Consider the following 12,940-nt stretch of genomic DNA (forward strand, 5'->3'; position numbering starts at 1 on the left):
CGTTGTGCCCACGGTTGTGACGAAAGGACTCCCATGGCGAACACGCACCGCATCGATGACTCAGCAGTCCAGTGGCGAGACGCCGAGGGCGGACGACAAGGCTCCCACCTGCTGCTGATGTTGCACGGTGTCGGCAGCAACGAGCACGACCTGATCGGTCTGGCACCGTACCTCCCGACCCAGCTCACGGTGGCCTCCTTGCCCGGACCCCTGCCGTGGCCCAACGGCGGCCGCTCGTGGTTCGACGTCACCCCCGATCACTCGACCGACACCAGCAAGATCTCCGCCTCCGTCGCAGGCATCCTCGACTGGCTCGACGCGCGCCCAGAGCACTTCGAGTCCGTGGGTGTGCTCGGCTTCTCCCAAGGTGCCGCGACGGCCCTCCAGTTGGTACGCACCGACATCGACCGGTTCGCCTACGTGGTCGCGCTCTCGGGCTTCGTCTACAACGGCGGCGGCGAGAACGACGCGGCCCTGGCCGCTCGCAGACTGCCGGGATTCGTCGCCTTCGGCACCGCCGACCAGGTGATCACCGCCGAGAAGACCCGCGCCACCCTCGACTGGGCACCCGACCACCTCGACCTCGAACTGCACGACTACCCGATGGGGCACACCATCATCGAACCGGAACTGGAAGACGTGGTCGCCTTCCTGCAGCGACAACTGGCGCGCACACGCGCCTGAGGTGCCCGGCGGGTGCCCATCACACCCTCACCCACTCACGGCGAACGTCCGCTGTGCCCATTGCATCGATGCATACACTGACCGCACTCCCGCCCACGGAAGGACCCCCGTGATCCAGTTCGAGCAGGTCTCGAAGGTGTACGCCCGCGGGTCCGTCGCGGTCGAGGACTTCACGCTCGTCGTCCCGTCCCACCGCACGGTGGTGCTGGTCGGCTCGTCCGGTTCGGGCAAGACGACCCTCATGCGCATGGTCAACCGGATGGTCGACCCGACCTCGGGCCGGGTGCTGATCGATGACGTGGATGTCCGCGAGGGCGACCCGGTGAAGCTGCGCCGACGGATCGGCTACGTCCTCCAACAAGGAGGCCTGCTCCCCCACCGCACCGTGGTCGACAACATCGCGACCGTGCCCGTGCTCAACGGCACCAGCCGTCGCCAGGCCCATCATGACGCCCTGGGACTGCTCGAGCGGGTCGGGTTGTCGTCCGAGGTGGCCAAGCGCTACCCGGCCCAACTCTCCGGCGGCCAGCAACAACGCGTGGGCGTCGCCCGGGCGCTGGCATCCGACCCCAACATCCTGCTGATGGACGAACCCTTCGGTGCCGTCGACCCGATCGTGCGCCGCGATCTGCAGGACGAACTGCTGCGACTGCAGGCCGATCTCGGCAAGACCATCCTGTTCGTCACCCACGACATCGACGAGGCCTTCCGACTCGGCGACGAGGTGGTCGTGCTGCGCGAGCGGGGCCAGATCGCCCAGCAGGGCACGCCGGAGCAGATCCTCGCCCACCCGGCCGACGACTTCGTCCGACACTTCATCGGTGCCGACCGCTCGGAACGGTCCCTCACCACGACCCGGGTCGACGGACGACTCGTCGTCGTCGACGGTCAGGGACGACCGGTGGGCGTCATGCGGGACGGCGCATGAACTGGTTGCGGCTCAACTGGACCCAGGTCGTTGACCTCACCGTCGACCACCTGCTGCTCAGCGTGCCCGCCATCGTGATCAGCGTGCTGGTGGCCGTCCCCATCGGACGACTGGCGCACCGCCGTCCGCGCTGGGGTTCACCCCTGTTGGGGGCCGCCTCGCTGATGTACGCCATTCCCGCCCTACCGCTGCTGATCATCATCCCGGCCGTGTTCGGCACCCCGCTGAGGTCGTCGGCCACCATGGTCATCGCGCTCAGCATCTACGGTGTCGCCCTGCTGGTGCGCACGGCCGCGGACGCCTTCGCATCGGTCGACACCCACACCCGCGACGCTGCGGTCGCGATCGGCTGCTCGCCACGAAGCCTGCTCTGGCGCGTGGACCTGCCGATGGCGCTGCCCGTGCTGTTGTCGGGCATCCGCGTGGTCACCGTCTCGACCATCGGGCTGGTCACCATCGGTGCACTGATCGGCGTCTCGAGCCTGGGCAACCTGCTCACCGACGGGTTCCAGCGGGGCATCGCCGGTGAGGTGCTGACCGGGGTCGTGGTGACCGTGCTGCTCGCCCTGGTGCTCGACGGACTGTTGTTGCTGGCCGGACGACTGCTCACCCCCTGGCGGGTGAGCGCATGAACCTGTTCGCCCAGGCACTGGCCTGGCTCGGTGACGGAACCCACTGGCAGGGCTCCTCGGGCATCCCCACCCGGGTGCTGCAGCACCTGGGAATCACGCTGCTGACCCTGGTGATCGCCGCAGCCATCGCGTGGCCGGCCGGGGTGCTGGTGGGCCACACCCGCCGCGGGTCAGGGATGATCGGGGCGATCACCGGCGGCGCCCGCGCGATCCCCACCCTGGGGCTGCTCACCCTGTTCGGGCTCTGGCTCGGCATCGGCCTGTCCGCCCCCGTGCTCGCCCTCGTGGTGCTGGCCATCCCCTCGCTGCTGGCAGGGGCCTACGCCGGCATCGAGAACATCGACGCCACCATTCCCCAAGCCGCCAAGGCGATCGGGATGACACCTGCACAGGTGATCCGCTCGGTCGAACTACCGTTGGCGCTGCCCGTCATCATCGGCGGGCTGCGCTCGGCCACCCTGCAGGTGGTCGCCACCGCCACCCTCGCCGCCTACACCAGCGACACCGGCCTCGGCCGCTACCTGTTCGCCGGCCTCAAGACCCGCGACTACCCCCAGATGCTCGGCGGGGCCCTGTTGGTGGTCGTCCTCACCCTCGTGCTCGAACTCGTGCTGGCCTCCTGCCAGCGACTCGCGACCAACCGGGTCGCACATCCCGAAAGGAACCTCCCATGACCGGAATCCCGTTCATCACCCCGGTGCCCCGGCGCTCCCTCCTCGCGCTGGCGGGGGTAGTCGCCCTCGCCGGCTGCGGCTCCTCCGACCCGCTCACCGAGGGCACCACGAGCAGCGCACCGTCGTCCGGTGGTTCGGCCGGCGGCGCGACCATCGTGATCGGCTCCCAGGACTACTACTCCAACGAGATCGTCGCGGAGACCTACGCGCAGGCCCTCGAGAAGGCTGGCCACAAGGTGAAGCGGCAGTTCAAGATCGGGCAGCGCGAGGTCTACCTGCCCGAGATCGAGGCAGGCAAGATCGACCTGTTCCCGGAGTACTCCGGCCCGCTGCTGCAGTACTGGGTCAAGGACACCAAGGCACGCCTGGCCGACGACGTGTACGCCGAACTCAAGAAGTCGACCAAGAACGGGCTGCGGGTGCTCGACCAGTCACCGGCCACCGACCAGGACTCCTACACCGTGACCAAGGAGTTCGCCGACAAGTGGGGTCTGACCACGATCGACGACTTCAAGAAGGTGACCGTCCCGATGACCATGGGCGGCAACTCCGAGGGTGAGTCGCGGCCCAACGGCCCCAAGGGGCTCGAGGCGACCTACGGCGTCAAGGTGGGCTTCAAGCCCATCGAGGACGGTGGCGGCCCCCTCACGGTCAAGGCGCTGAAGGACAACGACATCCAGCTCGCCATCATCTACACCGCCGACCCGACCATCGCCGCCAACGGTCTGGTCTCGCTCAAGGACACCAAGGGGCTGTTCCTGGCCTCGCACGTGGTGCCGCTGGCCAGCAAGAACGTGGACGACGCAGCCGCCGCGGTCATCAACAAGGTCTCGGCCGCCATGACCCCCGAAGACCTGATCAAGATGAACGGACGCTCCGTCAAGGAGGAACTGCCCGCGGCGACCATCGCCAAGGACTGGCTGGCCGAGAAGAAGCTGGGCTGACCCGTGCCCGAAGGTGATGCGGTGTGGCGGGCCGCGCGTCGACTGCACGACGCGCTGGCCCGCCGCCCCATCACCGCCTGGGAACTGCGCTGGGGTCGTCTCGGCGCCTCCGACAAGCGCGGACGAACCACCCTCGAGGTCGTCCCCCGCGGCAAACACGTGCTGCACCGGCTGGACGACGGGTGGACCCTGCACACCCACCTGCGCATGGACGGCCGGTGGGCCGTCGGCCCGGTCGGACGCGCCCGGCCACGCGGTTTCGCGTCAGACCCGTCGATCAGGGTGCTGGTCGGCACTGCCGAGAGCCTCGCCACCGGACGAAAACTGGGCATGGTCGACCTCGTCCCCACCGACCGGGAACACGAATTGGTGGGTCACCTCGGGCCCGACCTGCTCGGCGAGGACTGGGACGCCGAGGAAGCCCTCCGACGGCTTCGGGAGCGACCCGATCGACCCCTGGGTGCAGCCCTGCTCGACCAGTCCAACCTGGCCGGGATCGGCACCATGTGGGACGCCGAGATCTGTTTCCTCGAGAAGGTCAGCCCGTGGCTGCCCGTGGGCAGTCTCAACGACGCGGCTCTGGCGGCGGTCGTGGCGCGGGCCCATCGGCTGCTGACCGGCACCCTGCGCTTCCAAGGGTCGGTGTCCACCGGCGACTGGCGCGACCCGCTCTACATCTACGGCAAACCCGGACGACCCTGTCCGCGCTGCGCCACACCGTTGACCAAGGCCAGCATCGGTGAGGCACCGGAGCAGCGGGAGCTGTACTTCTGCCCCCGCTGCCAACCGGTGCCTGGTCGTGACTGAGGGGTGTCAGTCGATCTTGCGGTCGGCGGCCAGCGCATCGGCTGCCGCCTGGGTGGCGCTGCTGTCACCGTCGGTGGCGAGCTTGCCGTTGTCGTCCTCGAGATGGGCGCGGATGAACCACTGGAACTTCTCCAGCTCCGCGACCTGCGCGATCAGCATGTCCTGGGTGACCAGGTCGATGTCCTCGGACTCGTCCATCAGTTCCCGGTGGCCCTCGATCACTCCGCTGTAGACGACCGCGAGCGCGCCCAGGTGCTCCGCGGCCTGCGCACGTCCGATCGGGTAGTCGTTCCAGGTGCGGGCCTCGACCAGGGCGCCGGGGCAGCCGTTGGGAGAGATGCCCATGGCGGCCATGCGCTCGGCGACCACGTCGACCATGGCGCGGACCGCGTCGACCTGCGGGTCGAGCATTTCGTGCACACCGATGAACTTGGGCCCGAGCACATTCCAGTGCGCGTGCTTGAGGGTCAGCTGCAGGTCGTTCAGCGCGTGCAGGCGCAGCTGCAGCTTCTGAGCCAGTTCCTGGCCCTGGGCCAGGTCGACACCGGGAACCGTGAACGAGGCGTTGGTGGAGGTGCTCTGCTTGCCGCCCGACGTGGACGGGCTCTTCTTGGTAGCCATGATCTCGAGGCTACCCACGCTTGAGACCCCTTGTCAGGAAGTGGGAGGGGCTCTGCCCTTTGGGGTGGGCGCGGGCTGTCGGCATGCGATCCCACCGCCGATCCACCGACTCGAACTCGACTCGCGATCCAAACCCGTGCCCCACTTCCAGATGTTGCCCAGCACGAACCACATCTGCCGCCACAGGACGGATCTGGATCGCTACGCCAGACCGCCCACAGCCCTCAGGGATGAGCCGCAGCGACTTGGCCGGCTAGCAGCCCCGCCACCCGGCGCTGTCGAGCGTGGGATGGCTAGGTCGGGAGGTGGGTGTGAGTAGGGATTGTCCAACCACCCTGTTGTCGTCGTCGGGGTGGCACTCGCGGTGCCTCCCACACCGACCACCGACGACCCTAGGGTGAGCCTCATGAGAGCACCCGACCATCCCCCGCGCACCGCCGGCGAACTGGTGGAGGGGGTCGACTCACTGGCCGGCGAAGGGCTGTTGGACGACCACGACCTGGCCAGCGAGGACGGCCTGCCGAACCGGCCCCATGCCGGTGTCGTCATCACCATCGCCTCCCTGGGGTTCTTCCTGATCACCCTCGACATCTCCATCGTCAACGTCGCCCTCGCCCGCATCCGCTCAGAACTGGGTGGTGACATCACCGGCCAGCAGTGGATCATCGATGGCTACACCTTGGTGTTCGCCGCGCTGCTGCTGTTCGCGGGCAACCTGACCGATCGGGTGGGAGCCAAACGGGCCCTGGCCCTCGGCATCAGCCTGTTCACGGTCACCTCGGCGGCCTGTGCGCTGGCCCCCAGCACGGCCGTGCTGATCGCGGCCCGCTCGGCGCAGGGCGCGGGCGCGGCGATCATGTTGCCCGCCTCGATGGCTCTGGTTCGTGAGGCGTTTCCCGATCCCGCTCGACGGGCCAGGGCGTTGGGGGTCTGGGCCGTCGGGGGCGCCGTGGCGGGGCTCGTCGGCCAACCGCTGGGTGGGTTGCTCACCACCTTCGACTGGCGTTGGGTGTTCACCATCAACCTGCCCGTCTGCGTCGTCATGCTGGGGTTGCTGGCCCGGGTGGGCGCCTCACCGAAGGTCTCGCAGCCGTTCGACTGGCCCGGTCAGGCGTTGGGGGTCATCGGGCTGGCCGCCCTCGTGCACGGACTGATCGAAGGCGGGCACGCGGGCTTCGGCAGCCGATCGGTGGTGATCACCCTGCTGGTCGCGGCGGCGTCCTTGGTGGGGTTCGTGGCGGTGCAGGCCAAAGTCCCCCACCCCATGATGCCCCTCGACCTGTTCACCGTCCACGGGTTCCGGCTGGCGCTGCCAGTCGGGTTCGCGTTCATGGTCGGGAACTTCGGGAACGTCTTCGTGATGGCGTTGTTCCTGCAGCAGCATCTGGGGCTCAGTCCCCTGCAAGCCGGGCTGGTCTTCCTTCCCCCCGCCTTCTTCTCGATCGTGTCCAACCTCGTCAGCGGGCTGGTCACCAACCGGTACGGGGCTCGACTTCCGGTCGTCGGCGGGCTGCTCGCCATGGTCGTCGGACTCGTCGCCCAACTCATCACGGCCCCACTTGGCCTGCCGTGGCTCATGTCAATCTGCATGATCCCGATCGGAGCAGGCGGGGCATTGGCGATGCCCTCGGTCACCAGCGTGGTGCTCGAGGGGGTGCCCGCGCACCGCGCAGGCACTGCCAGCGCCGTGTTCAACACCTTCCGCCAGGTCGGCGGTGCCGTCGCGATCGCCGTCTTCGGGGCCCTGATCGCCGAGCCGGACCACATGGTGACGGGTCTGCGCCTCAGTCTGGGGATCGCGGCGGCCCTGATCCTGCTGGCTGCGCTCAACAGCCTGCGGATCAGACCCCGAGCGCAAACAACCGCCTAGACAGGGCGAACGGTCGCCACCTGGTCTGCCAGCAGCCCCGCCACCCGGCGCTGTTCGAGCGTGGGATAGCTCGGTCGGGAGGTGGCCGTGAGCAGGAAGTGGCCCACCACCCTGTTGCCGAGGTGCACGGGGACGGCGACGTACTCGTCGTCGGGCAGTCCGGCAGCGTCCACGTCGACCGGCTCCCCGTTGCGGGTCAGCCCACCGTCATGGTCGAGCACGGCGATCCGGCTGTCACCCACGGGGCCATCGACGTAGCGGCAGCCGTCCGCGACGAGGATGGTGCCGATCTGGCGTGCCACGACCTCCACGAGGGCGTCAGGTTCGGCGCTGCCGGCGGCGACGGCTCGTGTAGCGCCCAGCACTCCCTCGAGGTAGCCCGCCTGTTCGGAGGCACGTCGCTGTTGCCGGTAGCCCCACAGTGCCACCTCCCCGACGACCAGACTGATCAGGACAAGCAGGGTGGTTGCCTCGATGTCGTCGGCCTTGGCGATGGTGAACCGCAGGTGCGGGGCGGTCAGGAAGAAGTCGTACCAGGCCCCGGACGACACCGCTGCCAACACTCCCGCCACCCGGTCGCCGGTGGCGGCTGCTGCCACCACCCAGACGACCAAGGCGAGCACCGCCGTGGCAGCCGTCACCCGGTCCCTGATCGTGGAGAGCAGCATCGCCGTGAGCAGGGGTGCCACGACCGCAGTCACCCGCACCGCCGGTCGCCACCACGTGGTGGCGGGCCACATCGACACGCGTCCGTTCATGACCATCGCTCCCCCGAGACTCTGAACAGGGTCCCTGCTCCAAGTCTGCGCCCCTCGGGCCGGAGTGGGAACGCCTCGCGGCCGATTCCCGATGATGGCGAGCCGGCTCGTGTCAGCGGCGAAGGGCCTCCGGCTGCAGTGCAGGGTTGACGTACGCGCTGTCGAACGGGTTCGGCGTCGTCCCCGGTGCCACGATCTCGTCGATCCGGTCGAGCACTTCTGCCGACAGGGTCAGGTCTGCCGCGGGCACCTGGGTGGTGAGTTGCTCCATGGTGCGCGGGCCGATGATGGCGCTGGTCACTGCAGGGTGGTTGACCACGAACGCGATCGCCAGTTCGACCAGGGTCATGCCGTTGTCCTCGGCCAACGAGGCCAGGGCGTCGGCGGCCTCGAGCTTGCCGGCGTTGGCCGGTTCGTCCAGGTTGTAGCGCCGGTTGAAGACACCACTGGCGCAGCGACCGGCCGACGGGGTGGGTGCCTCGGCGTCCTTGCGCCACTTCCCGCTCAGCCAACCACCGGCCAACGGTGAGTAGCAGATCACTCCCATGTGGTGGCGCAGGGTGGTGGGCAGCACGTCCACCTCGGGCAGACGCACCAACAGCGAATACGAGAGTTGCTCGCAGACCGGACGCACCGTGCCGCGGTCGCGGGCCGCCCACTGTGCCTCGACGATCTGGCTGGCCTGGAAGGCGGAGTGCCCGACATAGAGCACCTTGCCCTGACGCACGAGGTCGTCCAACGCGCCCAGGGTCTCCTCGATGTTGGTGTCGGGGTTGGGCCGGTGCAGCTGGTAGAGGTCGATGTGGTCGGTGCCCAGTCGGCGCAGCGAGTCCTCGACCGAGCGCACGATCCAGCGCCGGGAGGCCCCGCGGCGGTTCCGCTCGTCACCCATCGCCCCCTGGAACTTGGTGGCCAGCACCACGTCGTCGCGGCGGCCCTTGAGCGCCTGGCCCACGATCTCCTCGGACTCGCCCTGGGAATAGACGTCGGCGGTGTCGACGAAGTTGATGCCCGAGTCGAGGGCGGTGTGAATGATGCGCACGCAGTCGTCGCGGTCGCCATTGTTGACGCCACCGAACATCATCGTGCCCAGGCACAGGGTGCTGACCTGGACCCCGGTGTCACCCAGATTGCGGTACTGCATGCGGATCTCCTCTGATCAATGTGTGCGGTTCGATCCTCGCACCGTCCCCCTTGGTCAGGTGGGTTGATCAGGCGGGATGGAGCGCTCCGAGCACTTCGTTGAGCGCTTCGGTGCTCGAAGGGTGGGTCCAGATGCCGTCGCGTAGGGCACTCGCGGTGACCCCCGCACGCATGGCCAGCGCGAGCAGGTTGATCACCTCCTGGGAGTCGACGGAGAACACGGTCGCTCCCAGCACCAGGTCGGTGGCCGCATCGACCACCACCGTGATCAGACCGTGGGTCTCCCCCACGATCTTCGGTCGCGGCATCGCCGCAATGTCGGCGATGTTCTTCGTGGCGACCAGCACGTCCCGACCCTCGGCCTTGGCCTGGGCCAACGTCATGCCGACGCGTGAGACGGGCGGGGTGAGGAACATGGTCGATGGCACCGCCACCCGATCAGAGGTTGCGCGGGTGCCGGTGCCCGTCAGCTGGTCGAGGACGATGCGGTGGTCGTCCAAGGAGATGTAGGTGAACTGCGGACCACCGTTGACGTCGCCGACGGCGAACACTCCGGGCACCGACGTGCGCAGGTGCTCGTCCACGACGACGAACCCGCGGTCGTCCGACTCGATGCCAGCGGCTGCCAGGTCGAGCGCATCGGTGGCGGGTCGTCGTCCGGTGGCGAACAGGACCGCATCGACGCCCACCTGTCGCGAGCCGTCTGCTGTGGTGAGGGTCACCACCGCCTCGTCGCCGGTGTCGTCGATGCGCTCGACCTCGGTTGCCACCAGGAAGTCCACGGAGGACTCGCCCAACATGGCCTGCACGGCGGTCGCCACCTCGGGCTCTTCGGGGGGCAGGACGCGCTCCCCGCGGGCCACGACGGTCACGTGCGAACCGAAGTGGGCGAACATACCGGCGAACTCGAGCCCGACGTAGCCGGCTCCGACGACCAGCAACCGTCGCGGGAGCGGGCGGACGTGCTGCAAGGTCTCGGAGTCGTGCACCTTGGGCCCGGTGGCCCCCGGCAGCGATGGTCGGCCGGGCACGCTTCCGGTGTTGATGATGATGGTCTCGGCGCGGACGGCGAGCCGGTCGGCGCCCGCGGTCACCTCCACCTGGTTCGGGCCGACGAACCGGGCTTCGCCATCGATCAGGGTGACGGTGTCGACCTCGGCCAGCATGGCGTGGTTGCGGGCCCGCAGTTTGGCGGTCAATGCGTCGCGACTGGCCACGGATCGGTCGAACCACCGCTGAGCGTCGTCGGTCTCGCGTCGGTTCTCGGCGCTGTGGACGAGCGCCTTGGTGGGAACGCAGGCGATGTTGATGCAGCCGCCCCCGTACATGTGCTGCGAGCGTTCCACCACCGCAACCCGGCGGCCGCCCCGGCCGAGAACCCCGGCCAGGGTCTTGCCACCCTTCCCCCAGCCGATGACCAACACCTCGACCTTGATCTGCTCCATGCGGCCATTGTTGCCCCATGGTCCGAGGCCAGGGTGCAGGGTGGGGAAGCAAGGTGCCATCACTGCGGACCACCGAGCTCGTCGAAATCGGGCAACCTCGTTCGTGGACGAGGTGAACGGTCGTCCTGGCCGTCACATCCCGGGGCCACGACCCCACTCACTGAGGAGAACACCATGCCCAGGTATCTGTTGTCGGTCTACGGTCCAGCGGAGCGTCCCAAGTTCGGCGGCTACCCGTCCAAGGAGCAGATGCTGCAGTCGTTCGCCGACACCGGCGTCTTCAACGACAAGTTGCAGGCCGAGGGTCACTTCGTCTTCGCTGACGGCCTCGCCGAGGTCAGCACCGCCACCACCGTCGACGGCCGGGGCGAGGCGCCCGTGTTCACCGATGGTCCCTACCTCGAGGCGAAGGAGTACCTGGGCGGGTTCTGGGTGATCGAGGCCGCTGATCTGGACGAAGCCTTGGCGCTCGCCGCGGAGGGGTCGAAGGCATGCGGTGGCGCAGTCGAGGTGCGCCCGTTCCAGACCGAGGAGTCGATGAGGGAAATGCTCGAGGGCTGAACCAGTTCAGCCACTGGCACCCATCCGAGCGGCTAACGTCAATGACCATGACTCAGAAGCCGGACGAGCGCGATGTCGAGACGCGGGCGGGACTGCTGCCCGAGGAACAAGCCGTCGGGAGCGAATCAGCCCGGGACCAGGCGGAGGCCATCCTCGAGGAGTCCCTGGAGCGAACCGAGGACCCCGAGGGCACACGGCACTCCTCCAGCCAGACCCCCGGCTAGGCGTCGCCAACAGGCCTGAGGCCCGCACGCGCCATGCACCCCGTGGGAAGCCGCACCGCCCGCCGAGTCGCCCCCACGGGCACGAACGGCTCCGTCCACGTCCTCGAGTCGTCGGAGACCAGCTGGTTGTCACCGACGACGAAGACGGTTCCCGGCGGCACCTCCCACCGCGCCACAACAGCGCCGGCCCCCGGAGGTCGTCCGTCCATCGCCCGACCGTTGACCCTCAGTCGTCCCGCCTCCAGCTCGACGACGTCCCCCGCGGCGGCCACCACGCGCTTCACATAGCGGGCACCGGACTCGTGGCGCAGGACGACGAGGTCACCCCGCCTCCCGGCGACCGGCAGCGTGAGCAGCAGGTCGCCGGGCTCGAGGGTGGGCTGCATCGATCGTCCCGCCACCCTCACGACGGCGGGCCAGGGCGTACTAGGCATGGTGCCCGTGGGCGTGCGCGTGTTGGGCGTGGTGGTGGTCCTCGCCTTCCGCGTACTTGAAGTAGGAGACGTACGCGGCGATGTAGTCGCGTCCGGCCATCACGTCGTCGACCGCGAAGTTCTTCTTCTCGCGGGCGTGCTCGAACCGGTGTGCCAACTCGTCGAACCGATCGGCCGGCACCAGCGGCCGAAGCGGTTCGAGGTCGCCGGTCTCCAGGGCACGATCGGCCGCCGTGACCACCGGCTCGACGGCGGCACCGTGGCCCTGGATACCGGTGAAGCCGACACCTTCGGCCATCCGGTGGATCCGCACCAAGGTCTCGAGGAAGAGGCGGTCGGCCACCTCCTTGGCCTCCGCACCGAGCGAGCGGACGACCACCGCTTGCTCGAAGACGTGCCTCAGTTCGGTCTCGCCATCGGCGGGGATCCACTTGAGCGCGTGGTTGAGGTTGCCGCTCTCGAGTGCGCGGCGGCCGTCAGTGACCGCCGGGCCATCGGCCGTGTCGCAGTGCGCCTCGACCTGCGGGATGAGTGCGAACAAGCGCTTGATCAGCTGGAACATGTCAGTCCTCCATGGTTGTGGTTGCTGATTCGACGCTAGATCCGCGCTGCTCACGGCGCCTTGACGTACGTCAAGCCCTCCCGGTCGATTCCCCCCCGGCGCGGGGCCGGTCGAAGGCCAGCGCCGCGAGCGCGAGCGCACCGACGAACAGCCCGAAGTCGCGCAGGGCGACGTCGTAGTAGGAACCCATGCTGACCAGGTTGAAGATGATGCCGACCAGCCAGGCCGCGACCAGCAGGGCACCCCAGCGAGGCAGGACCGCCACGCAGATGCCCGCGACGATCTCGATCACGCCGACGGCGAGCATGGCCTGGTGGGCGGTGCCCGGCACGAGGTTGTTGATCCACGGGGCGAGGTAGCGGTCCCAGTCGGTCAACACGTTGAAGAACTTGTCGAGCCCGAACACGATCGGGGCGACCGTGAACACGGTGCGCAGCAGCCAGAACGCCCGGTCGGCGCCGGCGAGCCGAGGCATGGTCGCGGCCGACCTTCTGACGCTCGCGACGGGGGTGGTGGTGGTCATGGGATGTCCTCTCCTCGAACAGGCCGACGACTGGCGGGTGCGGGTGCATCCCGATGGGCCTCGCAGCGTTGGTGTCGTGGGGTGGGTGAGGTCTTACCCGGCAGTCGTGGAGTAAGAACGGCCGGCGCCG

The 12,940-nt window shown here is 68.6% G+C and carries 16 protein-coding genes; 9 read left to right on the top strand and 7 right to left on the bottom strand.

Going from position 1 to position 12,940, the window contains the following annotated elements:
- Positions 1–33 precede the first annotated feature (33 nt).
- From QQZ11_RS11345 to QQZ11_RS11370, 6 genes are all read left to right on the top strand, one after another.
- On the top strand, positions 34–684 hold the full coding sequence (locus QQZ11_RS11345; RefSeq protein WP_284550485.1) for an alpha/beta hydrolase: 651 nt from the start codon (positions 34–36) through the stop codon (positions 682–684).
- 109 nt (positions 685–793) lie between these two features.
- Entirely contained in the window at positions 794–1,612 is an 819-nt protein-coding gene (locus tag QQZ11_RS11350) for an ABC transporter ATP-binding protein (RefSeq protein ID WP_022910227.1), read from the top strand.
- Complete coding sequence (locus QQZ11_RS11355) at positions 1,609–2,244, top strand: ABC transporter permease (protein WP_022910228.1); 636 nt, start codon at positions 1,609–1,611, stop codon at positions 2,242–2,244. The genes QQZ11_RS11350 and QQZ11_RS11355 overlap by 4 nt, the downstream gene beginning before the upstream one ends.
- Positions 2,241–2,918: an ABC transporter permease gene (locus QQZ11_RS11360; RefSeq protein ID WP_022910229.1), complete on the top strand. Its 678-nt coding sequence runs from the start codon at positions 2,241–2,243 to the stop codon at positions 2,916–2,918. Before QQZ11_RS11355 ends, QQZ11_RS11360 begins: the two co-directional genes overlap by 4 nt.
- Complete coding sequence (locus tag QQZ11_RS11365) at positions 2,915–3,862, top strand: ABC transporter substrate-binding protein (RefSeq protein WP_284550486.1); 948 nt, start codon at positions 2,915–2,917, stop codon at positions 3,860–3,862. The genes QQZ11_RS11360 and QQZ11_RS11365 overlap by 4 nt, the downstream gene beginning before the upstream one ends.
- 3 nt (positions 3,863–3,865) lie before the next feature.
- The gene (locus QQZ11_RS11370) at positions 3,866–4,669 is read left to right on the top strand and encodes a DNA-formamidopyrimidine glycosylase family protein (RefSeq protein ID WP_284550487.1); all 804 of its coding nucleotides are present in this window, start codon (positions 3,866–3,868) and stop codon (positions 4,667–4,669) included.
- Positions 4,670–4,675: 6 nt separating this feature from the next.
- Here the strand turns inward: QQZ11_RS11370 and QQZ11_RS11375 are convergent, their stop codons facing one another.
- Positions 4,676–5,290 (bottom strand): Dps family protein, encoded by a 615-nt coding sequence (locus QQZ11_RS11375; protein ID WP_022910232.1) that lies wholly within the window; start codon positions 5,288–5,290, stop codon positions 4,676–4,678.
- Positions 5,291–5,696: 406 nt separating this feature from the next.
- On the opposite strand from QQZ11_RS11375, the gene QQZ11_RS11380 reads away from it, so the two are divergent.
- Positions 5,697–7,160, top strand: coding sequence for an MFS transporter (locus QQZ11_RS11380; RefSeq protein WP_284550488.1), 1,464 nt, complete (start codon positions 5,697–5,699; stop codon positions 7,158–7,160).
- Here the strand turns inward: QQZ11_RS11380 and QQZ11_RS11385 are convergent.
- The 3 genes from QQZ11_RS11385 to QQZ11_RS11395 all read right to left on the bottom strand — a co-directional run bounded on the left by QQZ11_RS11385 (position 7,157) and on the right by QQZ11_RS11395 (position 10,506).
- Positions 7,157–7,918: a DUF4118 domain-containing protein gene (locus QQZ11_RS11385; protein WP_284550489.1), complete on the bottom strand. Its 762-nt coding sequence runs from the start codon at positions 7,916–7,918 to the stop codon at positions 7,157–7,159. The two genes, QQZ11_RS11380 and QQZ11_RS11385, sit on opposite strands and share 4 nt — an antisense overlap.
- A 112-nt stretch (positions 7,919–8,030) precedes the next feature.
- Positions 8,031–9,062 carry an aldo/keto reductase gene (locus QQZ11_RS11390; RefSeq protein WP_284550490.1) on the bottom strand — a complete coding sequence of 344 codons (1,032 nt, stop codon included), beginning with the start codon at positions 9,060–9,062 and terminating at the stop codon, positions 8,031–8,033.
- 67 nt (positions 9,063–9,129) lie between these two features.
- Positions 9,130–10,506 carry an FAD-dependent oxidoreductase gene (locus QQZ11_RS11395; RefSeq protein ID WP_284550491.1) on the bottom strand — a complete coding sequence of 459 codons (1,377 nt, stop codon included), beginning with the start codon at positions 10,504–10,506 and terminating at the stop codon, positions 9,130–9,132.
- A gap of 174 nt (positions 10,507–10,680) precedes the next feature.
- On the opposite strand from QQZ11_RS11395, the gene QQZ11_RS11400 reads away from it, so the two are divergent.
- Both QQZ11_RS11400 and QQZ11_RS11405 read left to right on the top strand, forming a co-directional pair.
- Positions 10,681–11,067, top strand: a complete 387-nt coding sequence (locus QQZ11_RS11400) for a YciI family protein (RefSeq protein ID WP_284550492.1) — start codon at positions 10,681–10,683, stop codon at positions 11,065–11,067.
- A gap of 47 nt (positions 11,068–11,114) precedes the next feature.
- Positions 11,115–11,291 carry a hypothetical protein gene (locus QQZ11_RS11405; protein WP_284550493.1) on the top strand — a complete coding sequence of 59 codons (177 nt, stop codon included), beginning with the start codon at positions 11,115–11,117 and terminating at the stop codon, positions 11,289–11,291.
- On the opposite strand, the gene lepB is transcribed toward QQZ11_RS11405, so the two are convergent.
- From lepB to QQZ11_RS11420, 3 genes are all read right to left on the bottom strand, one after another.
- Positions 11,288–11,725, bottom strand: coding sequence for a signal peptidase I (gene lepB / locus QQZ11_RS11410; protein ID WP_284550494.1), 438 nt, complete (start codon positions 11,723–11,725; stop codon positions 11,288–11,290). The genes QQZ11_RS11405 and lepB overlap by 4 nt on opposite strands.
- On the bottom strand, positions 11,718–12,287 hold the full coding sequence (locus QQZ11_RS11415; RefSeq protein ID WP_284550495.1) for a DUF6448 family protein: 570 nt from the start codon (positions 12,285–12,287) through the stop codon (positions 11,718–11,720). The genes lepB and QQZ11_RS11415 overlap by 8 nt, the downstream gene beginning before the upstream one ends.
- A 70-nt stretch (positions 12,288–12,357) precedes the next feature.
- Positions 12,358–12,810 (bottom strand): DoxX family membrane protein, encoded by a 453-nt coding sequence (locus tag QQZ11_RS11420; RefSeq protein WP_284550496.1) that lies wholly within the window; start codon positions 12,808–12,810, stop codon positions 12,358–12,360.
- Between the last annotated feature and the right edge of the window lie 130 nt (positions 12,811–12,940).

Origin of the sequence: Aestuariimicrobium sp. T2.26MG-19.2B (genome assembly GCF_950101875.1) — a bacterium.
Taxonomy (GTDB): Bacteria; Actinomycetota; Actinomycetes; order Propionibacteriales; family Propionibacteriaceae; genus Aestuariimicrobium; species Aestuariimicrobium kwangyangense.

Coding starts and splice junctions, on each gene's coding strand:
- QQZ11_RS11395 (WP_284550491.1), bottom strand. CDS start 10,506: ATGGAGCAGATCAAGGTCGAGGTGTTGGTCATCGGCTGGGGGAAGGGT.
- QQZ11_RS11400 (WP_284550492.1), top strand. CDS start 10,681: ATGCCCAGGTATCTGTTGTCGGTCTACGGTCCAGCGGAGCGTCCCAAG.
- QQZ11_RS11420 (WP_284550496.1), bottom strand. CDS start 12,810: ATGACCACCACCACCCCCGTCGCGAGCGTCAGAAGGTCGGCCGCGACC.
- QQZ11_RS11415 (WP_284550495.1), bottom strand. CDS start 12,287: ATGTTCCAGCTGATCAAGCGCTTGTTCGCACTCATCCCGCAGGTCGAG.
- QQZ11_RS11365 (WP_284550486.1), top strand. CDS start 2,915: ATGACCGGAATCCCGTTCATCACCCCGGTGCCCCGGCGCTCCCTCCTC.
- QQZ11_RS11355 (WP_022910228.1), top strand. CDS start 1,609: ATGAACTGGTTGCGGCTCAACTGGACCCAGGTCGTTGACCTCACCGTC.
- QQZ11_RS11385 (WP_284550489.1), bottom strand. CDS start 7,918: ATGAACGGACGCGTGTCGATGTGGCCCGCCACCACGTGGTGGCGACCG.
- QQZ11_RS11360 (WP_022910229.1), top strand. CDS start 2,241: ATGAACCTGTTCGCCCAGGCACTGGCCTGGCTCGGTGACGGAACCCAC.
- QQZ11_RS11375 (WP_022910232.1), bottom strand. CDS start 5,290: ATGGCTACCAAGAAGAGCCCGTCCACGTCGGGCGGCAAGCAGAGCACC.
- lepB (WP_284550494.1), bottom strand. CDS start 11,725: ATGCCTAGTACGCCCTGGCCCGCCGTCGTGAGGGTGGCGGGACGATCG.
- QQZ11_RS11380 (WP_284550488.1), top strand. CDS start 5,697: ATGAGAGCACCCGACCATCCCCCGCGCACCGCCGGCGAACTGGTGGAG.
- QQZ11_RS11345 (WP_284550485.1), top strand. CDS start 34: ATGGCGAACACGCACCGCATCGATGACTCAGCAGTCCAGTGGCGAGAC.
- QQZ11_RS11390 (WP_284550490.1), bottom strand. CDS start 9,062: ATGCAGTACCGCAATCTGGGTGACACCGGGGTCCAGGTCAGCACCCTG.
- QQZ11_RS11405 (WP_284550493.1), top strand. CDS start 11,115: ATGACTCAGAAGCCGGACGAGCGCGATGTCGAGACGCGGGCGGGACTG.